Origin of the sequence: Microtetraspora fusca, from assembly GCF_001570365.1 — a bacterium.
Lineage (GTDB): Bacteria > Actinomycetota > Actinomycetes > Streptosporangiales > Streptosporangiaceae > Microtetraspora > Microtetraspora fusca.
Genome location: NZ_BBYK01000052.1, coordinates 104,342 through 128,051, shown reverse-complemented (window position 1 = coordinate 128,051; position 23,710 = coordinate 104,342). Strand labels below are relative to the sequence as shown.

Sequence of the window (23,710 nt, the reverse complement as noted above, 5' to 3'; positions counted from 1 at the left end):
CCGTCGCGGGGCCCCAACCGTCCCGTCCGGATGCGCGGCGATCGGTCCATGTGTGTACGTGAGGGGCCGGAACTGTCATCGCTCTGCTACGTTCATCGCGGAGCGATCAGTCGTTTCGTGAGGAGTCCCCCCATGCGCTTCCGTAAGTGGGCGATCCTGGCGGTCATCGTGGCCATCATCGCCGCTGTACCAACAGTGATCGGCGCGTTCGGCGGCTTCGAGCGCACCGGAGGCGGCGAGGTGGCGGTCGTCCGCAACGGCGGCCTGCTCGACGACAACCGGGTACGCCAGATCATCGAGCCGGGCTCGAGCGTGACCTGGATCGGATGGTGGTCCCAGATCCACCGCTATCCCGCCCAGCAGCGCTACTACACGATCACCTCCAGCGGCGGCGGCGAGCGGTCCGGCGTCGACGTCGTGACCGTGCCCAGTAGCGACGGCGTCAACATGGGCATCGAGGGCACGCTCTACTTCAACCTGAACCTCGACCACGAGACGCTCAAGTCGTTCGACGACAAGTTCGGCACCCGCAAGTTCCGCAGCGCGGGCGGCGGGATGTACTACCCCTGGGAGAGCGACGAGGGCTGGTCCGCCTTCCTCGACCAGATCATCCGTCCCGTGATCGACAACGACCTGCGCTCCCAGGTCAACAGCTTCCGCTGCGCGGAGCTGGTCTCGTCGTGCTCGCTCGTGCAGAACACGAGCGGCCAGCAGACCGGCCTGCAGCAGCTCGGCAACAACGCCAACATCGCCAAGATCCAGAACGCGGTGAACACCAGCCTCTCCGAGGACCTCAAGAGCACCCTGGGAGCCGAGTACCTCACCAACATCCACTTCAACCTCTCGCGGGTCACGCTCCCGAAGCAGGTCCAGGACGCGGTCGACCAGGCGCAGGCCGCCTTCGCCAAGGTCACCGAGGCGCAGGCCAAGGTCGCCCAGGCCCGGGCCGAGGCCGACGCCAACAAGGCGCGGCAGGACGGCTACAACAAGTGCCCGACCTGCGCCGATATCGAGAAGCTGAAGGCCCTGCCGCAGGGCATCACGGTGTACGCCCCCGGAAACTCCGGAGGGGTGGCCCTGCCCACCCGCTGATCATCTCCATGCCGAGCGCTCGCCGACGATGAGCGGGCGGAGGGGAGGCACATCCCGATGCGGGTCCTGGCGTTGCCGGCGGTCCTGATCGTCATCGCCGCTCTGGTCTTCCTGCTCGTCATCCTGATCCGCGGCGCCGTACGGGCCCGGCCCGGCGGCGCGGCGGCCCAGGAGTCGCGCTGGGAGCCCCACACGGAGATGGAGAACGGCTGGACCCTCGTGGCCATCAGGAAGGTGACCCAGGGCCGGGACGGGCCGGTGGAGCTGGCCAGGCAGACCGTGCGGGCCATCCCCGACGACGACCCGCACTGGGACGAGCGCTACCGGGAGGCCATGCAGGAGGCGCGCTCCCGGATCGCCACACTCGAACTCGAGTCGAAGTAGCCCGCGACGCGCGGTCGGGCGGCGCCGTCCGAGGAGAGTCCGAACGTGCTCTATCGCAGGGCGTCGACCGGTTCCATCCTGGCCGCGCGCAGCGCCGGGTAGAGGCCCGCGAGCAGGCCCACCACGGCTCCGGCCACCGGCGCCGCGACGGCCAGCCGCACGTCGAGGAGCGGGGTCCACTGCTTCGCGGCCGAGATGGCCACGATGCCGACCACCCCCACGCTGGCGCCGATCACGCCGCCGGCCAGCCCGGTCAGCGTGGACTCCAGCAGGAACTGGGCGGCGATGTGCCGGCGTGCCGCGCCGAGCGAGCGGCGCAGGCCGATCTCGGCCACCCGCTCCATCACGGTGACCAGTGTGACGTTCGCGATGCCGACCGCGCCGACCACGAGCGAGACCAGGCCGAGGATCAGGAAGAGCGCGTCGACGTCGTCCTGCGCCTGGTCGCGGGCTCTGGTCGGGCTGGGCGGGGCGATCACCTGCAGCGCGTCGCCGTTGCCGGGGCTGAGCGCGGTGGGCGCCTGCCCGGCGACGAGGTCGGCCGCGCCCAGGCTGGTGTTGACGAGGACCCTGGTCACGTCGCGCAGCCCGAACCGCCTGCCCACGCTGGGCGGCACGATCACCGCGCTGCTCAGGTCGCGTTCGCGGCGCAGGTCGCCCAGTATGCCGATCACCGTGTACGCGTGCCTCCCGATGAAGATCGCGGGTGCCCGGTCCAACCGGGTGACGCCGAGCATCTTGGCCGCCTGGTCCCCGAGCACCGCCACCCGGTCCGCGCGCTCGATGTGGCCCACGTCGAAGAACCTGCCCCGCGTGATCCGGCCGCGGGCCGCCTCGGGCAGGCCGGGCGTGGCGGCCAGCACGGTCAGCGTCTGCGCGGTGACCCTGGTGGGGTCCACGAGGTCGTTGGAGCGTACGGACAGGTTCACGCTGTCCTTGCTCTCGGCCACGGCGGCGGCGGAGACCACGCCGCGCAGCCGGGTCAGCCGGTCGATCGCGTCCCACGCCACCAGCGGCGTGTTCTCGGACTCCGGCACCTCCACGGTGATGGCCGTGGCCACCAGCTCGTCGAACCGGCCGACGATCTGGTTGCCGGCAGTGGCGGCCACGCCCAGCGTGATCACCAGCGTGGTGATGCCCAGCACGGTGCCGAGCGTGGTGAGCGCGGAGCGGACCGGCCTGGCGAGCATCCCGGCGAACGCCTCGCCGACCAGGTCGCGTACGTCCATCTACGCCTCCTCCACCAGCACGCCGTCGGTGATCCGCACCCGGCGCGCGGCCCGCTCGCTGACCTCCTGCTCGTGTGTGATGACCAGGATCGTGAGGCCGTGCCCGCGTAGCTCGTCGAACAGGTCGAGCACCGCCTCGGTGTTGCGGCTGTCGAGGTTGCCGGTCGGCTCGTCGCACAGCAGCAGCGACGGCTCCCCCATGAGGGCCCTGGCGATGGCCGCGCGCTGGCGTTCTCCCCCGGACAGCCGGTCGGGCAGGAAGCCCACCCGGTGGCCGAGGCCGACTCTCTCCAGCGCCGCCAGGGCCCGCTCCCGCCTGCCCTTGCGCGCCTGCTCGCCATAGATCTCGGCGAGCATGACGTTCTCCACCACGCTGCGGTGGGCGAGCAGGTGGAAGGACTGGAAGACGAAGCCGATCCGGCCGCCGCGCAGCCTGGTCCTGGCCCCGTCCGCGAGCTCGGTCGTCTCGGTTCCGTCGAGCCGGTAGCTGCCCGAGGTGGGCCGGTCCAGCAGGCCGAGCACGTTGAGCAGGGTGGACTTTCCGGAGCCCGACGGCCCGACGACGGCCAGGTAGTCGCCCCGGTCCACGCGCAGCGACACGTCGGCGAGCGCGCGGACCGGCGGTCGCGAGGGGAAGTCCTTGCGGACCCGGTCCAGCTCGATGACCGGCTCAGGCACCGCCGACCACCACCCGGTCTCCCTCGTTGAGCGCGCCGGTGACCTCCACGGCGCCGTCGGCGGTCAGCCCCGTACGGACCTCGACCTCCCTGGTCTTGTCGGTGGCGTACTCCACCTGGACGCGGACCTTCCCGTCGGCCGCGGTGACGACCGCGGCCACCGGCACCACGAGCACCGGCTCCTCGGTCGCGCCGACCGTCACCCTGACCGTGACCGGGGCGCCGGACAGTCCCTTGAGCCCCTTCATGGAGGTCGGGGTGAGCAGGACCGGCCGCGTGCCCTGCGCCCCTTCCACCTCGCCGGGGACCTTGGCCTTCTCGCCGACCGCGGTGACCGTCGCGGGGTACTTCTTGCCCGTGTCGAGCTCGATCGTGGCGGTCATCCCCTCGCGCAGCAGATCGGACTCCGCGGCGTCGACCGAGCCGGTGACCATGAACGTCGAGCCGGTCACCGTGGCGACATCGTTCTCGACCGTCTGCCCGGCCCTGGCCGCGACCTTCTGCACGCGGGCCGGCAACTTCGGCAGGAAAACAATCTCGCCCGGCGGGATGGACGGGCCGTAGGTCCGCGCGAACTCGGCGAGCATCGACCTGGCCGCGGCAAGGTCCTTCCCGGCATTGGCGATCTTGAGCTTGGCCGGGGAGAGCCGGCGGGCCTGGCGCAACGTCTGCTCCGCCGTGAGCACGGCCTCCCGCGCGGTCCGTACGCCCCTGCGCAGCTCCTGCAGCCTCTTGTCGCGGGCCCGCCCGGCCTCTTCCAGGACCCGGCCGCGCTCCAGGCGCGCATCCTCCAGATCCGCCCTGGCGTTCGCGACCTTCATCTCCAGCAGGCGGGTGTCGGTCGCCGGCCGCGGCGAGGGACCGGCCCCGGGATCGGCGGTCGCCTGGTTCCGGGCGGCGGCCAGCTCCTGCTCGGCCGCCAGCAGCCGCTCCTCGGCCGCCCGTACCGCGGCGTCCGCCGCCGCCAGCCGCGTCTCGTCCTCGGGGGCCGTCTCCTGCGCCTTCGCCTCCTCCAGCGCGCTTTCGGCCGACTTCAGATCGGCCCTGGCGTTGGCGAGTCTGACCTTCAGCGGCAGCACGTCCCGTCCCTGGTCGAGCGCCTGCTTCTCGGTCGCCAGGGTTTCCTCGGCGGCCTGCACGGCCCTGCGCAACGTGTCGTACGACTGCCGATCGGCCAGCGTGGGCTGCTGTGCCTCGTACCCGCGTTTCCGGTACATCCGGGTGACCGCGGCGATGGTCGCCTGGTCGAACGCTCCCGAGACGGGCCCGCCGAACCCGAGCCTGCGGAGCGCTCGCTGCAACTGCTTGACGTCGTCGCCCCGGCTGCCCGGGGCGATCGTGCGGTGCATCGGCACGGTGCCGCGCAACGCGAAGACGGGGCGGCCGTTGACCTCCATCAGCACCGTGCCTTCGACGACCTTGCCCCGGCGTGGGGCGCGGGTGACGCGTTGCAGGTCGGAGGTGCCGCCGACGACGCCGGCGAGGGAGACGGGAAGCGGCGAGCCGTACTGGAGGGTGCCGCTGACGACGACGGTGCTGACGAGTTTGCGGCGCTCGACGGCCGCCGTGATCAGTGAGGCTTCGGGCGCGGCCCGGCGGGCCGCCTCGTCGGCCGGGGAGCGCAGGCGGGTGCCGAGCACCCAGCCGACGGCGGCGATGATCACAACGGCCGCGACGGCGCCGATGAGCGGCTTTCGCGGCGACTTCATGGGGGGTCACATACCGAATTCGTCGTTGACCTGCTGGGCGACGGCCTTCTCCTTCGGCGAGTACACCGGGTAGAAGTCCTTGCCGCACTCGAGGTCGTCCAGGGCGGCCTTGATCTCCTTGTCCAGGTACGGCCTGGCCTCCGCGACGCTCAGCTGCGGCGGGTAGACCATCCTTGCCTCGCCGTCCTTGACCGGGGGCGCCACGTCCGGCACATCGTCCCGCTGCTTCCTACTCAGGCTGTCCGACTGGTCGAGGAACACCTTGAAGCCACGCCCGGACATGGCGGACGGTGTGGTCGTGCCGATCGGGTAGCCCTTGCCCCTCAGGCAGGCGGCCATGCCCGCGGCCAGCTCGACCAGCTTGGGGTCGCTGTCGAGCGTGGCGGTCCTGGCGCGCTCCAGCGCCTTGTTGATCGCGTCGTAGAAGTCCGTGTCCGACTTCACGTCCTTGCCGAGGACCTGCTTGGCCGCCACCTTCACGCAGGCGTCGGACGCCTTCCGGTAGGCACCGGCCTGCGCTTCGGAGAGCTTGCCCTGAATCGCGAAGTTGGGGTCCTTCTCCGCCTCCTTGCCTTCGCCCGCCTGACGTTTCCTCTCCTCGGGGTAGGCGAACTCCGCGAACACCCCGAACCCGTACTTGGCGCTATATTTCCGCATCGCCTGGTAGTCGCCGGAAGCGCGCTTGAGCTCCTCGTCACTCTCCGGCCTCTCGGGCGGCACGTAGGCGACGTACTTGAAGCCCTTCTGCTTCATGCAGTCGGCCTTCACCGCTTCGAGCCGGTGCCTCTTGTCCTTGGCCGCCGCGTTCGGCGTCGGCTGGGAGCTCTCGGCCGCGCCCCCGCAGCCGCCGAGAACGACCAGCACGCCGAGGCACAGCAGGGCCGAGGCCATGGTTGATCTTTCAGGCATGGCGGCGACCATACTCTGTTAAACGAAGTGTGGTCAATCCAGACAATGACGACGCGGCCGGTACGGCACGATGGCCGCCCCCAGCGTCAGCAGCACCAGAACGCCCCAGTAGGCCACATGCTGCCTGGTCAAAGTGTCGGCATGCGAGCCCAGCTCACCCGACGCGACCAGCAGGTAGATGCCCGAGGCGAGCGACCATCGCGGATCCCGGGCCAGATAGGCGCCGACCACGGCCAACGCGAACACGGCCACCTCGACGGCCACTCTGCTCAGGCTGAGCGCGTACGACGCCCCGTCGGGCATCCACGCCGGTCCCGCCCACGCGATCGCCGGCACCACCGGCCACCACCACCAGGACCTGGCCCGCGTCGGCCCACCCCGCCAGACGAGCACCAGCAGGCCGAACAGCACGACCGCGTACCCGAGGGCCACCGTGAACGGACCGCCACGCTCGAACAGGGAGTCCCTGGTCAGGAACGTCGGCGCGACCGGAACCAGGGTCAGGTCGAACAACACCCAACCGCCGGCGACGGCCACCGCCTTGGCCCCGGTGAGGGCGGTCAGTGCGAACGCCGTCCACAGCCGGCCACGCAGGACGGCCAGCATCGCGAGCGCCGACAGCAGCGTCCACCACGGCAGCACGCCCACGTACGGCAGCAGCGCGGCCAGGTTCGCCGCGGACACGGCCGTGACGCCGAGGTGCACCCCGTCCGCCCACGGGCTTCCCGTCGCCAGATGGGCGATGCGCGAACGGACGCCGCCGACGAGCAGTCCCAGCGCCTCCCTGCCCGCCGGGACCGCCCGCCCGGGCTCCGCGGACGCCAGCAGCACATCGATGATCTCGTCGCCGTGTGCGGCACGGTATGCCCTCGGATAGGCGATGAGCAGCATGCGATAGCGCCGCTCCAGCACCGTCATGCGGTGGTCGGCCTCAGCACGAGGGAGGCGGCCTCGTACATGCGCCTGGCCTCGGCCTCGACCAGCTCCTGCCCGTCGTCGGTGAGCCGGAAATAGCGCCGGTTGCGGCCGTTGACCGTCTCCTCGCGGTCCACGGCGATCATGCCTCGCTCGTTGAGCCGTTCCAGGATCCCGTAGAGGGTGCCGACCGAAGGCCGGACCCGGCCCCCGGACAGCTCCTGGATCGACTTGCTGATCGCGTGACCGTGCAGCGGACCGCCGCGCAGCGCGGCGAGCACGAAGTACATCGGCTCGCTGACTTCCGAGGTTCCCCTGGGCATACGGCCATTATTCCGTTCAACGTAGCCTTCGCAACGGCCCGCACACGATGACGGCCCCGCTCGCGATCATGGGCAGGTCGCGCACACCCCCGGCCGCGAGCCCGGGGGCCGGGTCGGGTCTGAAACGCCCTGCCAGGGAGTGTCCGACAAATGCCACCCGCAGCCGGGCGTGATTTGTCGGACAGACCTAGGCGTCGATGTGGTTGCGGTCGACCTCGGCCGCGCTGCCCACGATGAACTCACGGCGCGGCGCGACGTCGCTGCCCATGAGCAGGTCGAAGATCCGCTCCCCCGCCTCGACGTCCTCGATCCGCACCCGGCGCAGCACCCGGTGGCGGGGGTCCATGGTCGTCTCGGCGAGCTGGTCGGCGTCCATCTCACCGAGGCCCTTGTAGCGCTGCACCGGGTCCTTCCACCGCTTGCCCCGCCGCTCCAGGTCACGCAGGACCTTGTGCAGCTCGGCGTCGGAGTAGGTGTAGACGTACTTGTCCTGCCCCCGGCCCGGGTTGGTGACCTCGATCCGGTGCAGCGGCGGCACGGCGGCGAACACCCGCCCGGCCTCCACCATGGGCTTCATGTAGCGGTGGAACAGCGTCAGGAGCAGGCACCGGATGTGCGCGCCGTCGACGTCGGCGTCCGCCATCAGGATGACCTTGCCGTAGCGGGCGGCGTCGATGTCGAACGAACGGCCCGACCCCGCGCCGACCACCTGGATGATCGCCGCACACTCGGCGTTCTTCAACATGTCGGCGACGGACGCCTTCTGCACGTTGAGGATCTTTCCTCGGATGGGCAGCAGCGCCTGGAACTCCGAGTCGCGGGCCAGCTTGGCCGTGCCGAGCGCGGAGTCTCCCTCGACGATGAACAGCTCGCTGCGGTCGACGTCGTCGCTGCGGCAGTCGACCAGCTTCGCCGGGAGCGCCGAGTTCTCCAGCGCGGACTTGCGGCGCTGGTTGTCCCGGTGCTCGCGGGCGGCGATGCGCGCCTTGGCGGCTGCGACGATCTTCTCCAGCACCGCGCGGAGCTGCTGCTTCTGCGCCCGCTTGGGCGTGGCGAACAGCTCCTTGAGGTCGCGCGAGACGACATGGGACACGATCCGGGTGGCGGCGGAGGTGCCGAGGATCTCCTTCGTCTGCCCCTCGAACTGCGGCTCGGGCACCCGTACGGTGACCACGGCCGTCAGGCCCTCGAGGATGTCCTCCTTGGTGACCGGGTCGTCGCCGTTCTTGAGCAGCCGCGTCTCGCGGAGCTGCTCGTTGATCGTGCGGACCAGGGCCCGCTCGAACCCGGCGACGTGGGTGCCGCCCTTGGGAGTGGCGATCACGTTGACGAAGGAGCGCACCGTCGTCTCGTAGCCCTTGCCCCAACGGAGCGCGACGTCCACGGACAGCTCGCGCTCGACGTCGGTGGGGGTCATGTGGCCGAGCTCGTCGAGCACGGGGACGGTTTCGCGGAAGTGACCCACGCCCTGCAGCCGCAGCACGTCGCACACGGCCTCGTCGCGGGACAGGAAGTCGGCGAACTCGCCGATGCCGCCCTCGAAGAGGTATGTCTCCTCGACCGGCTCCTCACCCCGGCCGTCCCGGAGCACCAGGGTGAGCCCGGGGACCAGGAAGGCCGTCTGGCGGAGCCGTACGTGGATCTCGTCGATGGACAGCTCGGCGTCGGGCAGGAAGATCTGCTTGTCGGACCACCAGCGGACGCGGGTGCCGGTGACGCTCTCGCCCTCCTGCGAGCGCCGGCGGGTCTTGCGCAGCCCCGATCGGGGTTCGAACGCGGCGTCGGGACCGGCTCCGGAGAACACACCGGGGTTGCCGCGCTTGAAGCTGATCATGTGAGTGCGGCCGCCGCGGTCGACCTCGACGTCGAGCCGCGAGGAGAGCGCGTTGACGACCGACGCGCCCACGCCGTGCAGACCGCCGGACGCGCCGTAGCTGCCGCCGCCGAACTTGCCGCCCGCGTGGAGCTTGGTGTAGACGAGCTCGACCCCGGCGAGACCACTCTTGGGCTCGATGTCGACGGGGATGCCACGGCCGTTGTCGCGGACCTCGATCGAGCCGTCGGCGTGCAACTCCACCTCGATGCGGGTGCAGAAGCCGGCCAGCGCCTCGTCGACGCCGTTGTCCACGATCTCCCAGAGGCAGTGCATCAGGCCGCGGGTGTCGGTGGACCCGATGTACATCCCCGGACGCTTGCGGACGGCCTCGAGACCCTCCAGCACCGAGAGATGACGAGCCGTATAACCCGTCTCCGCGCTAACCGCCGTCACACCAACTCCCATTTATCAATCGAACAGGCGTACGCAGCCTACCGTCCATCAGGTTTTTACGGGTACTAAGCTTGCCAGGCCCTGGACGATCTCCCGCACTTCCGATGTGATCCGCGCCACTTTTCAGATCATTCCGCTCTGGGCGTAGTGGCGAGGCGATTGGGAACGTCCGCATCCGGTTAGATGTTGTCCCAAGTGACTGACGCCAACGTCCCCACACCTCGTGGGGTGACCCGAAAGGCGATACGTGACTGGAGCTCTCGCCCCCGCCAAGCCGCTGACCGCCCTGGACCGCTGCGACCGATGCGGCGCCCAGGCCTACATCCGCGCGACCCTGCCCGTGGGAGGGGAGTTGCTCTTCTGCGCTCACCACGGACGCCAGCACGCCAGCGTGCTGCGTGACAAGGGTGCCGAGATCCAGGACGAGTCGGCCCGACTGAGTGAATCCCCCGCGTCCGCCACGAGCGAGCGCTGACCCGATAGACGGCGATGCCGGGAGCGGTCCACGCGGACCGCTCCCCGCGCGTCGCCACCGTTTCTTCCCCTCTTCCCCGTCTCCGATCATCAGCCCGCCGAGCTGCTCGGGCCCGTCCGAACACCCGGCGCTCCGGCTTTCCGCCGTTCTGTGACGTCTTCCTGACGTTCTCGCCGTACGGCGGTCGGCCCGTGCCAGTCGTACTCGTGCCGGGAAGCAAAGCCGCGCGGCCCCGCCCTCACCGATCGGCCGTTCCCTTTCCCATCAGCGGACGCGGTAGTGGTACCGCGCGGCCACCGTGAAGCCCTCCCGCTCATACAGCGCGCGGGCCCCTCGGTTCGCCTCCGTGACGACGAGATAGGCACGGCTCGCGCCCACCTCGGCGCCCCAGCCGAGCAGGCCGCGCAGCACCGACGCGCCCAGCCCGCGCCGCCGGGCCTCGGGCACCACGGCCATGCAGTAGATCCCGAGCCATTCCCCCTGGAGCACGGCCCGGCCCACCGCCTCCGCGCCCAGCGACGCGTACACCGCGGGCACGCCGGTCAAGATCCGCGCCGCCCACTCCTTGGCGGGGATGTCCTGGCCCTCCGGATGCCTGCCCCCGTCCACCCGCCACCAGGTGTCCAGCCACTCTGGAGAGGGCTCGGACGCGATCGCCGGGTCCGCCGCCCCTTCCACCGATACCGACGGCCGGGACATCACCAGAGTGGGATCGACCAGCCGGTAGCCACGGGACTCCAACTCCGCGTCGAGCCCGGGCGTGGCCCCCGCGCCGATGGAGAACACGCACGACCGGCCGAGATCCGCGTAGAACGCCTCCGCCTCGTCGATCGCCTTCCCCAGGTCGGTACGGTCGCCCAGCGCCAGGACCGAGTTGGCCCGCTTGGTCACCCCGCCCGCGTGCCGATAGACCCAGTCGCCGGCGGCCACCCGGTGCGGGGCCGGCCACGCCTGGTCCACGAGAAGGTCGAATTCGGACATGGGCGAGACCTTATCGCAGGCCCCGCCGCCGCCCCGTCCTCACCGGGCTTCCATCCCCCCGCCGCTGCCCAGGGGTCCCATCGGCCCTCACCGCGAGGCCATCCGACCGCCGCCGACCGTCCATCCCGCCGCCTGGACCCGGCCGTCGCCGGTTGTCCACAGGCGCCCACGGGACCGGCCTCCGCCGTCGCTAGGCTGAGGACGTGCTGATCCTGCTGCCGCCCTCCGAAGGAAAGGCGTCCCGGGGCGACGGACCCGTGCTCGACCTCGACACCCTCGGCTTCCCCGAGCTGACCTCCCCCCGGGAGAAGGTGCTCGACGCGCTCGTCACGCTCTGTCACACCCCTGACGCCCGGGCCGTGCTCGGCCTGTCCGAAGGGCAGCTCGACGAGATCGGCAGGAACCGCGACCTGCACGACGCGCCCACCCTCACCGCCGCCGAGCTGTACACCGGTGTGCTCTACGACAACCTCGGCCTCGCCACGCTGGCCCCTGAGGCGAGAGAGCGGGCGGAGCGGCGCGTCGTCGTCTTCTCCGGACTGTGGGGCGCGCTCCGGCTGACCGACCTGGTCCCGCCGTACCGGCTCTCGATGGCCCGGGCGCTCCCGCCGATGGGCGGCCTCGCCGCGTTCTGGCGCCCGTTCCTCGCCGCGGCCCTCGGCCCGCTGCCCGGCCTGATCGTGGACATGCGCTCCGCGCCGTACGCGCAGGCCTGGCCGGCCGGCGAGCGCGCGGTGGCCGTACGGGTGCTGAAGGAGAGCGCCGGCAAACGCACGGTGGTGAGCCACATGGCCAAGGCCACCAGGGGCGCGGTGGCCCGATCGCTGGTCGAGGACCCCGGCGAGCCGGGCGATCCGAGGGAGCTGGCCGAGGTCCTCACCGGGCTCGGCCACCGCGCGGAACTGCATCCGGCTCCCCGTCCGGGCAAGCCGTGGACCGTGGACATCGTGATCGATTCGTGATCACATTCAGCCGTTCGCATGCCCGGAGAAGCCGCCGAGGCCTCATCCGGACAGCCGATTCGCGCCCGCCCTTCCCGTACGCACCGGAGGGCCGGTAGATCGACACCGAAGTGGCGGCCCGGCCACCGGCGGGATCAGGGCGTCGCGCGACAGCGGTCGGTGCCGAAAACGCCCAGGAGTCCGAGGCTCGTCGCGGAGCCGGACTGCGGGGCTCAAACGCAGGGGTCGAAACGCGGGGTTGGCGTGCGGAGCCGGAGACATCGTGCCATCGGGGAGAACGACGGACGCGGAACGGCCCCGCCCTCCGGTGAGGAGAGCGGGGCCGCTCACGTGGCCGCGCCGGAACGCGACCGGGGTCCAGTTCCGCCGGTGCCCGCGCTGCGGGCGGCGTCCTAGTCCAGGTAGTCGCGGAGCACCTGGGACCGCGACGGGTGACGCAGCTTGGACATGGTCTTCGACTCGATCTGGCGGATCCGCTCGCGGGTCACGCCGTAGACCTTGCCGATCTCGTCGAGGGTCTTCGGCTGGCCGTCCGTGAGGCCGAAGCGCATCGACACCACACCCGCCTCCCGCTCGGACAGCGTGTCCAGAACGGAGTGGAGCTGCTCCTGGAGCAGCGTGAAGCTGACGGCGTCGGCCGGCACGATGGCCTCGGAGTCCTCGATGAGGTCGCCGAACTCGCTGTCACCCTCCTCACCCAGGGGGGTGTGCAGGGAGATCGGCTCGCGCCCGTACTTCTGCACCTCGATGACCTTCTCAGGGGTCATGTCAAGCTCGCGGGCCAGCTCCTCGGGCGTGGGCTCGCGACCGAGGTCCTGCAGCATCTGCCGCTGGACCCGGGCCAGCTTGTTGATCACTTCGACCATGTGGACCGGGATGCGGATGGTCCGCGCCTGGTCCGCCATGGCGCGCGTGATCGCCTGCCGGATCCACCAGGTGGCGTACGTGGAGAACTTGTAGCCCTTGGTGTAGTCGAACTTCTCGACCGCGCGGATGAGGCCGAGGTTGCCCTCCTGGATCAGGTCCAGGAAGAGCATGCCGCGCCCGGTGTAGCGCTTGGCCAGCGAGACCACGAGACGGAGGTTGGCCTCCAGCAGGTGGTTCTTCGCACGGCGGCCGTCCTCGGCGATCCACTCCAGCTCGGCGCGGACGTCGACCGGAAGCTGCTCGCCGTCGGTGGCGAGCTGCTCCTCGGCGAACAGGCCCGCCTCGATGCGCTTGGCGAGTTCCACCTCCTGCTCGGCGTTGAGCAGGGGGACCTTGCCGATCTGCTTGAGATAGTCCTTGACCGGGTCGGCGGTGGCGCCGGCGGCCGCGACCTGGGCCACCGGAGCGTCGTCGTCATCGTCGGTGAGGATGAGGACCTCGTCCTCGGACTGGGCGGCGGTCGCCGCCTTCTCCGCGCCGTCACCCTCGGTGTCGGCGTCGGTGTCCGTTTCGGAGTCGGCCTCGATCTCGACGTCCTCCACCTCGAGGTCGAAGTCCTCGATCTCGACGTCGCCCTCGAGGTCGATGTCCTCCTCGTCGTCGATGTCGGACGACTTGGGCTTCGGCTCCGCTTTGACGGGCTTGGAGTCGGGCCCGGCGGCGGGAGCCGCGGGCTTCGGCTTGGTCGCGGGCGCCGCGGTCTTCTTGGCCGGAGCGGCCTTCTTCGCGGCGGGCCGCTTCGGCGCGGGCGCGGGGGCCGGGTCAGCCGAGTCGGTCACCACGGCGGTGACGGTCTCCGGCTGCGCCTCCTTGGCTGCGGCGGACTTGGTGGTCTTCTTGACCGGGGCGGAGGTGCGGCGCTTTGCTTGGCCACGAGACCGCTTGGGCGCCGCGGCGGCATCGGCCGCGGTGACCACGACGGTCACACCCTCCTTGCTGAGGCTGCGCAGGAATCCAGCGGCGTGCGACAGCGGGATGTCCGCTTCCTCGAAGGCCCTGCGGACATCCTCGGACTCGAGGAAACCCTGCGAGCGCCCACGCTCGAGGAGCTGCTGAATCACTGGCTCGTTCAGCTCCGACGGCTTCGAGCGAGTCGAACTTGCAGGCGACACGAACACCTCTCGAACGAACGCATGGCGAGAATGGACCCAGATGGTTGCTTCTTTTCCGATGGTGAGGCCGCGCGGACCGCGACATGCCATTGTGACACGCCACGGCGGTCCATACGGCCACCTCCGGCCGGTTGCCTTCCCACCCTAGGCCGACCGAGACAGTAGTGCGTACGGATGAGGGGGACCGATACCCGAAAGCAACCGTTATGACTGTTTCATTCAGTCACTCTTCGTGGCTGGAGGTACGTGGACCGCGAGCACGGTCACGTCGTCATCCTGCTCATACCCGGCCAGCATCCGATCTACCAGGAAATCCAGCAACATGTGGGGACTTGCTACGACTTCGGGCGGTGCCTCGGCCACGACGTTCGACAGATCCCGCAGTCCGGCGTCCAGTCCGCGCTTCCGGTTCTCGACCAGACCGTCGGAGTACAGCACCGCGGTGTGACCCGGCGGGACGCAGAACCTGAACTGCTTGCGGCTGGTCGCCCAGCCCAGCGGCGTGCCGGGCTCGGTCTCGTGCAGCACCGCCACGCCCTGCGGCGAGATCAGCAGCGGTGGCGGGTGGCCGGCCAGCGCCAGCGTGCCCTCGCCGGTGCTCGGCTCGACCACCATGTAGGCGAGCGTCGTGACCTGCTCCTCCTCTTCGGTAGCCTCGAAGACCCGGTCGAGGCCGGTGAGCACCGCGGCCGGCGGCGGGTTGGTCAGCGCCAGCGCCCGCATGGCGTTGCGGATCCGGCCCATGCCCGCGGCGGCCTTGACGCCCTTGCCCATGACGTCGCCGAGCACGGCCGCGACCCGGCCGTCCTGCAGGACGAACGCGTCGTACCAGTCGCCGCCGACCTGCACGTGTCGCGAACCGGACCGGAAGCGCTGGGCCAGGACCAGCCCCTGTACCACGGGCAGGCTGTCGGGAAGGAGGCTCCGCTGCAGCGTCTCGGCGGTCTTGTGCTCGCGCTCGAAGAGCGTCGCGCGCTCCACGGCGAGCGCGCACTGCCCGGCCAGGGCCTCCAGGAAGACGCCGTCCTCCTGCGAGATCTTCTGCGAGCGGTTGAACGAGAACCGCAGCGCGCCGAGCGCCCGTCCGGCCGCGAGCAGCGGCAGGCCGACCCAGCCCCGCTCGTCGGTGCTGTCGAGGAACTCGGTGATCCGCTCGTCGTCGGCGCCCGCCTCGACGAGCTGGTTGCGCAGGCTCTGCGGCGACTCGGCGAACACCGGGCGCCGGCTGTTCACCGCCATCGTCATCACGCTGGTGGTCGAGAGCGCGATCTCGTCGCCGGGGACGCCGGGCGCGTCGGGCACGCCGCCGCTGTTGATCACGTTCAGGCTGGCACGGTCCGGGTCGAGCAGCGCCACGCCGGAGTGGTCCGCGGCGAGAGCCGTACGGCCGACGTCGATGATGACCTGGACCACCTGCTCGACCGTGAGCGCCTCGGCCAGCATGGCCGTCGCACCCTGGAGCCGGGCGGTGCGCAACGCGGCCGCGCCGAGCTGGTCGGTCAGCCGCCCGCGCATCTCCTCGGCCTCACGCTGCGGCGTGACGTCGGAGTTGGCGCCCACCCACTCGATCACGCGGCCGTGCCGGATGATCGGGACGGCGCGCACCTCGAAGTGCCGGTAGCCGCTGGCCCTGGTGCGGACGCGGTAGCTCCACTCGAACATCGTCCGGCCGCGCAGCGCCTCCCGCCACGCCTCCTCGGCGCCGGGGCGGTCGTCGGGATGGACGGCGTCCAGCCAGCCGTGGGCCAGATACTCCTCCAGACCCTGGCCGGTGACCGCGCGCCACTGCGGGGCGTCCTCGATCGCGACGCCGCTGGGAGAAGTGATCCACACGAGCTGCTGCTGGGACTCGACCAGCGAGCGGTAACGCTCCTCGCTGCGCCGCAGGTCCTCCTCGTTCTGCTGGCGCTCGGTCAGGTCGACGCCGAAGAGCGCGGTGCCGAGGAGCAGGTCGTCCTCGCGCATGGGGAAGAACGACACCGCCCAGTGCCGGGTGTCGCCGTTCTCGGCGCGGGTCCTGATCCGCTGGTCGGTGACGGGGAGGCCCTCGCCGCCGATCCTGCGCAGCGCCGACTCGATCATGGTGGCGAGATCGGCAGACAGCAGCTCGGCGGGCGTCATCTCCAGATGCCGCTCGACAGGATGGCCGGTCAGCTCTGTAAAGGTCGAATTGACACGGACGAACCGCCCAGACGCGTCAAAGAACGCGAAAGCGAAGGGGGCCTCCGACATGAGGCCACGGAAGAGGCCGGAGTCTGAGATGTCCAAACCCGACTCCCGGGGACGGGGCACGGAGGTTTCGGCGCTCACGGTCGGCACCTCCGTCGCGTGCCAGGGTCTCCCACGAGGCACATCTCCATAACTGTGATTTACGGTCGTGTCCTGATCTCTGCCTACCGCGTGACGCCGGTTCCGCGCCAAACGGCCTGGTCATGCCGGCGGCCGTGCACACCCCCGTGATGCTCCCCTCCTCCGCTCCGGGACGCACCCGTCGGGCCGCAGATCGCTACCGCAAGATCCATAAGACACTCCCTGTAGCGCAGGATCTGCCCTACATCATCGGCGATGGGCATACGCGGACGGAAGCCCCGCCCGGCATGCGGTCAACGCATCCTGTCAAAAGGCGCCATCTCACGCAGCAGGATCGGGCTTACTTCTTGGCGGACCTCTTCGCTTCCTGCTTGGCGGCCCGCACCAGACCGAGACTCGCGGAGTCGACCACGTCGGCGACGGACAGGTGCACACCCTCGGCGCCGTACGGCCCGGCGGCCTCGCGCCAGCCGGGCGGGCGGACCCCGAGCTGCTTGCCGAGCAGCGCGAGGAAGATCTGTGCCTTCTGCTTGCCGAACCCGGGCAGCGCCAGCAGGCGGCGTAGCAACTCGGCACCGTCGTCGACATCCTCCCACACCCGGTCGGCCAAGCCATCGTAATGCTCGACCAGATAGGCGGCCAGTCGCTGGATCCGGCCCGCCATGGAGCCCGGATACCGATGGACGGCCGGCTTGGCTGCCAACAGTGCCACGAACTCCGAAGGATCATAGGAGGCGATCTCCCGCGCGTCCAGATCATGCCCCAGCCGGTCGGCGATGGTGCGCGGGCCGGCGAACGCCCACTCCATGGGGATCTGCTGATCAAGCAGCATGCCGACGAGCAGCGCCAGGGAGCTCCGACTGAGCAGGTCGTCGGCGTCCTGACGCTGGGCGAGCTGGATACGCATGGGGACAGCTTTGCATGGAGCTCCGTGAGGGGTTGACACGTCTGCGGAAAGTTATGGAATGAAAGCGGCCGGTCCCTGTCATTTCCGGCGCGGAGACCGCCGGGTGTTCACTCAGCGAGGAATGCGACGATGCCCGTACTCGCCACACGGGTCGACGGCCGCGCGCCGACGCCCCAGCTCGAGCCGGTCAGCGCCCGTCTGGCCGCGGAGTTCTTCAGCGTGCCCGCGGAAAGGGTGAGCCGCTGTGTCGCGGACGTCTGGGCCTGCACCGAGCATCTCGGGCTGCGCGCCACGCCGGCGACGGTCGAATGGATCGCGCGCGAGCACCTGCTCGCCCTGGTGAACTCGGCGCCGCCTTCCCGGGCGGAATAGCGCCGTCCGTATAACAGGGAAGTCACCGGGCCGTGTTCCGGATGCCGATCAGGCCGGGAATGCGAGAAGGTGGGTTCCGTGAGCGAGCTCCCCGACAATCACCGCAGGCCGGGCTCGCGCACGCCCGGACGCGGCGGGGCGGCCCGGTGAGGGGGCGCAGGCGGCGCGATCCCCGGGAGACGCAGACCCCGGACGACGTCTTCGCCGAGATGCTTCTCGCGGCGCGCGAACTGCTCGCCGTACGGAGCCCGCTGGACGCGGAGCTCATGGTGTCGGACATGCTGGGCGCCTGGTGGGGCCGGAGGCTGCGCGGCGGCGACGTCGAACAGATCCTCGGTGAGGGCCTGGTCGACTACGCCGCCAAGGCCGGCACGCCCGCCGCCCTCACCCTGCTGATCTCCGTCGCCTACCTCGGCACCGCCCGCCAGGCCGCCAAGGCCGAGGGCGCCGCCCTCGCTCTGATGGAGTCCGACGTCGCCCGCCCCCGGTGGGCCGACCGGGTGGGCGCGGTGAAGCCGGCCGGGTGCTACGTGTCCAGGGACGTCTACGGCGACCAGGACACGGTGGTGTGCACCTTCGCCTATAACGGTGAGGACACGCACGCCCTGGTCGTGGTCGTCGACTACAACATGCGCGGCATGGCCCGCGACGCCTGGGTCTCCTCCCAGGTGGACAAGCTGCTGGAACAGGCCCGGCTGGAGGCTGCGGTCAACCCCATGCTCCGGTTCGAGGAGATCGAGCCGCAGCAGGCGCGGGCGCTGCTGGAGTTCGCCATGAAGGCGACGCGGGACTCCCTCGGCCGCGACCGCCGGAACGCGCCGCGGCTCGTCGGCGACGGCTACAGCGCCTACCACGCGTTCGCGCGCTCGCGGATCAAGGCGCTTCCGCCCGGTCGCAAGCGTCCCGCGCCCCCGCACAGCGAGGCGCCGTACAGCAGGGACCGGCGGGCGATGCTCGCGGCCGAGTTCCTCGCCTCAGACGCGGCGGAGAACCTCTCCGACCCCTCTGCGGCGTCCCGGTGCGCCGACCACATCATCGACTACGGGTGCGACCAGGACCTCGGACGGCCGCTGCGGGTGAGCCCGGCCAAGTGCGAGACGTTCCTGCTGGACTGGCTGCCGCGGAAGGTGATGCTGCGGCCGGCCGAGCAGGAGGCCATGCCGCACGCGCTGGCGGCGTGGATCCGGTTCGCCGGGCCGCGTACCGGCCTGCCGGAGCAGGGCGTCCGGGCGACGCTGGACGCGGTGTGGGAGGCGACCGCCCGGTTCACCGAGGCGTACCGGGACCCGACCACCTTCGGGCTGGACCGGGCGCTGGTCGAGCGGCTGCTCCCGGACGGCGACCTGTCGGCGCTGGCCCGCCGCGCCTTCGCCTTCCCGCTGCTGCAGGGCGTCCACGGCTCGATCATCCTGGACACGCTGAATCCGGCGGACGAGGGCGACCGCCGGATCCTGCTGGAGATCGATCACGCCGACGAGCGCGACCGGCCCGACTTCGACGAGCACCTCGCCTGGCACGAGGAGATCGCGGCCCGGCTCTGGGAGGGCGACCCCCCACAGATGTGGGAGGCCGCCCAGCGGCTGCTGGATCTCGGCCACGACCGGCACGAGGTGCTGCACCTGCTCATCGAGATCGCCGAGCGGATGGGCGACCACCCCGACGAGCTGGCCGCCGCCCTCGACGACATCGCCGACATCCCCGACGAGCCCTCCCCCTGACCCACCTCAACCCACCGAGCCCGCGCGAGCACCCATCAATCATCACGGCGCCAAACCATCACGCTCGGGGCGCGGCGGTGTCTGGACTGAGGAACGAGCGGGCTGAGGAACGAAGCCTCGAGAGACGAGGGAAGACATCGCCTCAAGGCGCCCCGAGCCGCCGAGCGAAGCGAGGCCAGTAAGCACAGCGCGGCAATTCAGCCCGTGAAGCCGATGTCGGTGTACCTCAGGTCGTAGAAGCCGGGGGCGCCGATGTTGGCCAGGGTGGACCGTGCGATCACGGTCTGGGGGCGCTGGAACAGCGGCAGGACCGTGGCCTGCTGCCAGATGAGCCGGTCGGCGGCGTTGAGCTTGGCGGCGGCCTTCGCCTGGTCGAGTTGTGATCCCGCGGTGAACAGGGCGGAGTCGATCTTGGGGCTGCCGGCGCGGCCGAGGTTCGCGTCCCACTGCTTGGCAACCTGCTGCTTCTCCTCGCGCTTGCCGCCGGAGGACGGGCTGGTCGCGTTGAGGTACACGCCGTAGTTGGCCGACACGGGGAACGGCGAGGCCGCGTAGGCGAAGGCGGTCAGGTCGAACTGCCCGGGGACGATGTACTTGTCGAAGTAGTCGTCGCTCGACACGGCGACGACGGCGACCTTCACCCCGATTTTCTCCAGGGACGCGCGTACGGTGTCGGCCTCCGTGCGGGCCACCGGCGCGTCGGAGGGGATGAGGAAGCGCAGCGCGAGCTCCTGGCCGTTCTTCTTGCGGGTGCCGGCGGTCATCGTCCAGCCCGCCTCGTCCAGCAGTCGCCCGGCGCGGGCCGGGTCGTACGTGCCGAGCCAGCCCGCGTTGTCCTGGTAGGCCCCCTGCCCGTGGACGTAGAAGTGGCTGTTCAGCGGCACCGTCGGCCAGCCCATCCCCTTCAGGTCGGCCGAGATGACGGCCTTGCGGTCGATCCCGACGGCGATGGCCTGGCGGACCCGTACGTCGGACAGCGCCGGGCTTTCGGCGTTGAGCGTGATCTGCCGGAAGTCGGTGCTGCCCGCCTGCCGCACCGAGATGGTCCGCTCGCTCTTGCCCCAGTCGTACGCGGTGGGCGACAGACCGGCGTCGAAGAGGTCCAGCTCGCCGCCGCTGTAGGAGTTGACGAGGGCGTTGCCCTGCAGGGCGCGGAACACGATGCGGTCGAGCTTGGCGCGATCGCCCCACCAGGAGGGATCGCGCACCAGGGTGACGGTCTTGGCCGCGGGGTCGAGCCCCTCGACCTTGAACGGCCCGGCGGTCACGGGGATGCGGTTGACCCAGCCGGAGTTGAACGCGGTCACGGACTCGGTGGCCGAGCGCGGGTAGAGCGGGGAGAACAGCGCCCGCCACTCGCCGAACGGCTCGGCGAAGGTGACCACGACCTCGCGGTCGTTCGCGCCCTTCGTGACGCTCTTGACCGAGTCATATCCGGATCCGGTGTAGTCGCCGTACGCCTTGTCGTGGCCGTTCATGGCCTTCCACTGAGCGGCGAAGTCGTGCCACGTGATCGGCTTGCCGTCGGACCATTTGGCCTTGGGGTTGAGCCTGTACGTGACGACCTCGTGCGAGGCCTTCTCGGTGACCTTCGCCTGGAGGACGTAGTCGCGGTCGAGCGAGAGCCGTCCCTTCTCGTCGGAGCGGAACGCGATGGGCATGAGAGCGCCGATGACGGCCCACGCCTCGCCGCTGTCGCCGTCCGCCTGGTTGACGTTCCACTGGGTCGGGAAGGTGGACAGGCCCCACTTGAGGGTGCCGCCGTCCTTCACCTTGTCCCGGGGGACCGGGTTGATGTCGTACGCCTTGAGGGAGCCGGTGGCGTGGCTCCCCTGGTCGTCGCCGGAGGACCCGCCCGAGCAGGCTGTCGCGGTCCCCACAACGAGCAGCGCGATCAACGCGGCCAGCCTTCGTGCCTTCACGGCGCCCCTCCCGATACGGTCGCAGTTTGCATGCGTTATGTAGCAGACCGTAATCAGCGAGGCGAGTCCACGCGCCGTGGACGGGGACAACCGGGAAGCCGCCGTGACGTTCAGGCGGCCGCGGCGCGGGTCAGGAGAGCTCGTCGACGGCGCTGCGCACGTCGTCACTGGTGATCGTGGTCAGCTCGGCGGTGTTGGCCGAGCCCTGCGCGGCCAGCCGCACGTCGCGCCGCATGGCGGCCCGCTCGTAGAGGGAACGGGCGAACCGGCCGTTGCCGAGCCCGTCGATCAGCCCCTCGCGGCAGACCCAGTCGAAGACGTCGGCGAGGTCCCGGCGGGCGGAGGCGTCGAACCTGTCCCCCGCGCGGGCCGCCTGCAGCTCGGCGATCTCGGCCAGCTCGTCCGGCGCGTACGAGGGGAACGCGACGAACTGGTTGAACCGCGAGGCGAGGCCGGGGTTGGTGGCCAGGAAGGCGTCCATCTCCCTGCGGTATCCGGCGAGGACGACGACCAGGCGGTCGCGGTCGTCCTCGGCCCGCTTGAGCAGCGTCTGCACCGCCTCGGCGCCGAAGGCGTCCCCGCCCGCGTACCCGTTGTTGACCAGGCCGTACGCCTCGTCGATGAACAGCACGCCGCCGAGCGCCCGGTCGATCAGCTCGTTGGTCTTGATCGCGGTGGCGCCGAGGTGCTGGCCCACGAGGTCGGCGCGGGACGCCTCGACGACGTCCGGCCGGGCGAGCAGCCCGAGAGCGGAGAAGATCCGGCCCAGGATGCGGGCGACGGTGGTCTTGCCGGTGCCGGGCGGCCCGACGAAGACGAAGTGCCGCATCTGGGACTGGACCGGCAGGCCCTGCTCCTGGCGCATCCGCCCCACCTTGAGCTGGGCGGCGATCGCGTGGACCTGCCGCTTGACGGGTTCGAGCCCCGCCATGCCGTCCAGGTCGGCCAGCGCCTCCTCCAGGGTGGGCGTGGCCTGGTATCCGCGGAACCTGGCCGTGATCTCGTTGAACGCCCTGGTGACGTCGTCGGCGGTGGTCGTGACCAGGTCCTCGCCGCGCGGCGCTCCCCCGGCGCTCACCACGCGCACGTCCCTGGCCTGCGCGGCGGCCTCGGCGAGGGTGCGGGCGAAGCGGGCGTTGCCCAGCTCGTCGACCAGCCCGCGCCGGTGGACGTCCTCGAACAGGCCGCGCAGGACGGGACGCGCGTCGGGGGCCAGCCGGTCGCCTCTCCTGGCCTGCACCGCCTCGGTGATCTCCAGCAGCTCGTCCGGGGTGTAGCCGGGGAAGCGCACCCGGGTGGCGAACCGGCTGGAGAGGCCCGGATTCGAGGAGAGGAAGGCGCCCATCTCCTTCTCGTAGCCGGCCAGCACGATGATCAGCCGGTCGCGGTCGTCCTCGGCCCGCTTGAGCAGCGTCTGCACCGCCTCGGCGCCGAACCGGTCGGGCTGGCCGTCGCCGGAGTTGATCAGCCCGTACGCCTCGTCGATGAACAGCACGCCGCCGAGCGCCCGGTCGATCAGCTCGTTGGTCTTGATCGCGGTGGCGCCGAGGTACTCGCCGACCAGGTCGGCCCGCTGTGCCTCGACCACGAAGGGCGTCTCCAACAGGCCGAACGCGTAGAAGATCTTGGCGAGGGTGCGGGCGACACTTGTCTTGCCCGTGCCGGGCGGCCCGACGAAGACGAAGTGCCGCATCGGGGGCTCGTTGGTGAACCCCGCCTCCTTGCGCAGCCGGGCCGCCTCGATGGACGCGGCGATGGCCCGCACCTGCTCTTTGACCGGCTCGAGGCCGATCATCGACTCCAGCTCTCCCAGCGCCTGCTCGACCGTGATCGGCGGCGGCGCGCCCCTCTCACCCGTGGGGTGCTGGTGCCCGCCCACCCGCAGCCGCTGCCTGACCTGGCCGTCGCCGCCCTGAGGCGGGACGGCGAGGGCCGCGCGCACCCGCCGCGCCAGCGCGAAGCGGTAGGCGAGCACCACGCAGGCCGTGCCGTACGCGGCCCAGAGGGCGACGGTGGCGGAGACCGGGGAGATCGCGAAGGCCACGACGGCCGCCGGGGCCAGGGCGGCCAGCGTGGTCAGCCACGGAGGCACCCACCGGATGAGATGCGCCGCGCCCGCGACCGGGACCGCCAGGAACAGCAGCAGGTACGGCCCGGCGGCCTGGGCGCCGCCGAAGGCGCCGAGGAACAGCGGGAGCAGCATCCCCCAGCCGGCGAGGACGAGCGCGGTCGCCGCCGCGCGCGGATAGCTGAGCGCGAGCGCGATGAAGGCCAGCACCACGACCGTGGTGAAGAACGTGGTGAGCAGCGGCCACCCCAGGGCCGCGGCGGTGCCGATCGAGGCGATCAGGGTCCCGGCGAAGAGCACGCGCCGCGCGAAGGGAGGAAGGTGGAAATAGCGCAGTCGCACTTGTTCGAACAGATCCCGCGCCCCGGCGCTGCCCGCCGGCTGGGCCCTGTCGGAGTCCCGCATCAACGCCTCCCCGGTTCGCCCCCCGGTTATACCGCACGCGAACG

19 protein-coding genes are annotated in these 23,710 nt (G+C 70.8%); 6 read left to right on the top strand and 13 right to left on the bottom strand.

What is annotated here, in order from left to right:
* Positions 1-132 precede the first annotated feature (132 nt).
* Both AWQ68_RS22230 and AWQ68_RS22225 read left to right on the top strand, forming a co-directional pair.
* Entirely contained in the window at positions 133-1,092 is a 960-nt protein-coding gene (locus AWQ68_RS22230; RefSeq protein ID WP_066943194.1) for an SPFH domain-containing protein, read from the top strand.
* Positions 1,093-1,149: 57 nt separating this feature from the next.
* On the top strand, positions 1,150-1,476 hold the full coding sequence (locus AWQ68_RS22225) for a hypothetical protein (RefSeq protein ID WP_066943193.1): 327 nt from the start codon (positions 1,150-1,152) through the stop codon (positions 1,474-1,476).
* Positions 1,477-1,526: 50 nt separating this feature from the next.
* Here AWQ68_RS22225 and AWQ68_RS22220 read toward each other — a convergent pair whose 3' ends face one another.
* The 7 genes from AWQ68_RS22220 to AWQ68_RS22190 all read right to left on the bottom strand — a co-directional run bounded on the left by AWQ68_RS22220 (position 1,527) and on the right by AWQ68_RS22190 (position 9,519).
* On the bottom strand, positions 1,527-2,705 hold the full coding sequence (locus AWQ68_RS22220) for an ABC transporter permease (protein WP_066943191.1): 1,179 nt from the start codon (positions 2,703-2,705) through the stop codon (positions 1,527-1,529).
* The gene (locus tag AWQ68_RS22215) at positions 2,706-3,383 is read right to left on the bottom strand and encodes an ABC transporter ATP-binding protein (RefSeq protein ID WP_066943189.1); all 678 of its coding nucleotides are present in this window, start codon (positions 3,381-3,383) and stop codon (positions 2,706-2,708) included.
* On the bottom strand, positions 3,376-5,091 hold the full coding sequence (locus tag AWQ68_RS22210; protein ID WP_066943187.1) for a peptidoglycan-binding protein: 1,716 nt from the start codon (positions 5,089-5,091) through the stop codon (positions 3,376-3,378). The genes AWQ68_RS22215 and AWQ68_RS22210 overlap by 8 nt, the downstream gene beginning before the upstream one ends.
* A 6-nt stretch (positions 5,092-5,097) precedes the next feature.
* Positions 5,098-6,000 carry a hypothetical protein gene (locus tag AWQ68_RS22205; RefSeq protein WP_157545571.1) on the bottom strand — a complete coding sequence of 301 codons (903 nt, stop codon included), beginning with the start codon at positions 5,998-6,000 and terminating at the stop codon, positions 5,098-5,100.
* Between the two features lie 33 nt (positions 6,001-6,033).
* Complete coding sequence (locus AWQ68_RS22200; protein ID WP_066943183.1) at positions 6,034-6,918, bottom strand: hypothetical protein; 885 nt, start codon at positions 6,916-6,918, stop codon at positions 6,034-6,036.
* Positions 6,915-7,238, bottom strand: a complete 324-nt coding sequence (locus AWQ68_RS22195) for a PadR family transcriptional regulator (RefSeq protein WP_066943181.1) — start codon at positions 7,236-7,238, stop codon at positions 6,915-6,917. The genes AWQ68_RS22200 and AWQ68_RS22195 overlap by 4 nt, the downstream gene beginning before the upstream one ends.
* 187 nt (positions 7,239-7,425) lie before the next feature.
* A complete protein-coding gene (locus AWQ68_RS22190) occupies positions 7,426-9,519 on the bottom strand; it encodes a DNA gyrase/topoisomerase IV subunit B (RefSeq protein WP_066943179.1) in 2,094 nt (697 codons plus the stop codon).
* 235 nt (positions 9,520-9,754) lie between these two features.
* On the opposite strand from AWQ68_RS22190, the gene AWQ68_RS22185 reads away from it, so the two are divergent.
* Positions 9,755-9,982: a DUF7455 domain-containing protein gene (locus AWQ68_RS22185; RefSeq protein WP_066943177.1), complete on the top strand. Its 228-nt coding sequence runs from the start codon at positions 9,755-9,757 to the stop codon at positions 9,980-9,982.
* Positions 9,983-10,246: 264 nt separating this feature from the next.
* On the opposite strand, the gene AWQ68_RS22180 is transcribed toward AWQ68_RS22185, so the two are convergent.
* Positions 10,247-10,963, bottom strand: coding sequence for a GNAT family N-acetyltransferase (locus AWQ68_RS22180; RefSeq protein ID WP_066943175.1), 717 nt, complete (start codon positions 10,961-10,963; stop codon positions 10,247-10,249).
* A gap of 203 nt (positions 10,964-11,166) precedes the next feature.
* Between AWQ68_RS22180 and AWQ68_RS22175 the strand changes: the two genes are divergently transcribed.
* Positions 11,167-11,925, top strand: coding sequence for a YaaA family protein (locus AWQ68_RS22175; protein WP_066943174.1), 759 nt, complete (start codon positions 11,167-11,169; stop codon positions 11,923-11,925).
* Between the two features lie 392 nt (positions 11,926-12,317).
* On the opposite strand, the gene AWQ68_RS22170 is transcribed toward AWQ68_RS22175, so the two are convergent.
* The 3 genes from AWQ68_RS22170 to AWQ68_RS22160 form a co-directional block, all read right to left on the bottom strand.
* Complete coding sequence (locus tag AWQ68_RS22170) at positions 12,318-13,964, bottom strand: RNA polymerase sigma factor (RefSeq protein WP_066943324.1); 1,647 nt, start codon at positions 13,962-13,964, stop codon at positions 12,318-12,320.
* 219 nt (positions 13,965-14,183) lie between these two features.
* On the bottom strand, positions 14,184-16,274 hold the full coding sequence (locus tag AWQ68_RS22165; RefSeq protein WP_066943322.1) for a SpoIIE family protein phosphatase: 2,091 nt from the start codon (positions 16,272-16,274) through the stop codon (positions 14,184-14,186).
* A gap of 340 nt (positions 16,275-16,614) precedes the next feature.
* Positions 16,615-17,181 carry an HhH-GPD-type base excision DNA repair protein gene (locus AWQ68_RS22160; protein ID WP_066943172.1) on the bottom strand — a complete coding sequence of 189 codons (567 nt, stop codon included), beginning with the start codon at positions 17,179-17,181 and terminating at the stop codon, positions 16,615-16,617.
* Positions 17,182-17,310: 129 nt separating this feature from the next.
* Between AWQ68_RS22160 and AWQ68_RS22155 the strand changes: the two genes are divergently transcribed.
* Together AWQ68_RS22155 and AWQ68_RS22150 are read left to right on the top strand one after the other, a co-directional pair.
* Positions 17,311-17,553 (top strand): hypothetical protein, encoded by a 243-nt coding sequence (locus tag AWQ68_RS22155; RefSeq protein WP_066943170.1) that lies wholly within the window; start codon positions 17,311-17,313, stop codon positions 17,551-17,553.
* A gap of 209 nt (positions 17,554-17,762) precedes the next feature.
* On the top strand, positions 17,763-19,271 hold the full coding sequence (locus AWQ68_RS22150; RefSeq protein ID WP_066943320.1) for a hypothetical protein: 1,509 nt from the start codon (positions 17,763-17,765) through the stop codon (positions 19,269-19,271).
* 197 nt (positions 19,272-19,468) lie between these two features.
* On the opposite strand, the gene AWQ68_RS22145 is transcribed toward AWQ68_RS22150, so the two are convergent.
* Both AWQ68_RS22145 and AWQ68_RS22140 read right to left on the bottom strand, forming a co-directional pair.
* Positions 19,469-21,193: an ABC transporter family substrate-binding protein gene (locus AWQ68_RS22145; protein ID WP_084464283.1), complete on the bottom strand. Its 1,725-nt coding sequence runs from the start codon at positions 21,191-21,193 to the stop codon at positions 19,469-19,471.
* Between the two features lie 130 nt (positions 21,194-21,323).
* Complete coding sequence (locus AWQ68_RS22140; protein ID WP_066943168.1) at positions 21,324-23,666, bottom strand: AAA family ATPase; 2,343 nt, start codon at positions 23,664-23,666, stop codon at positions 21,324-21,326.
* Between the last annotated feature and the right edge of the window lie 44 nt (positions 23,667-23,710).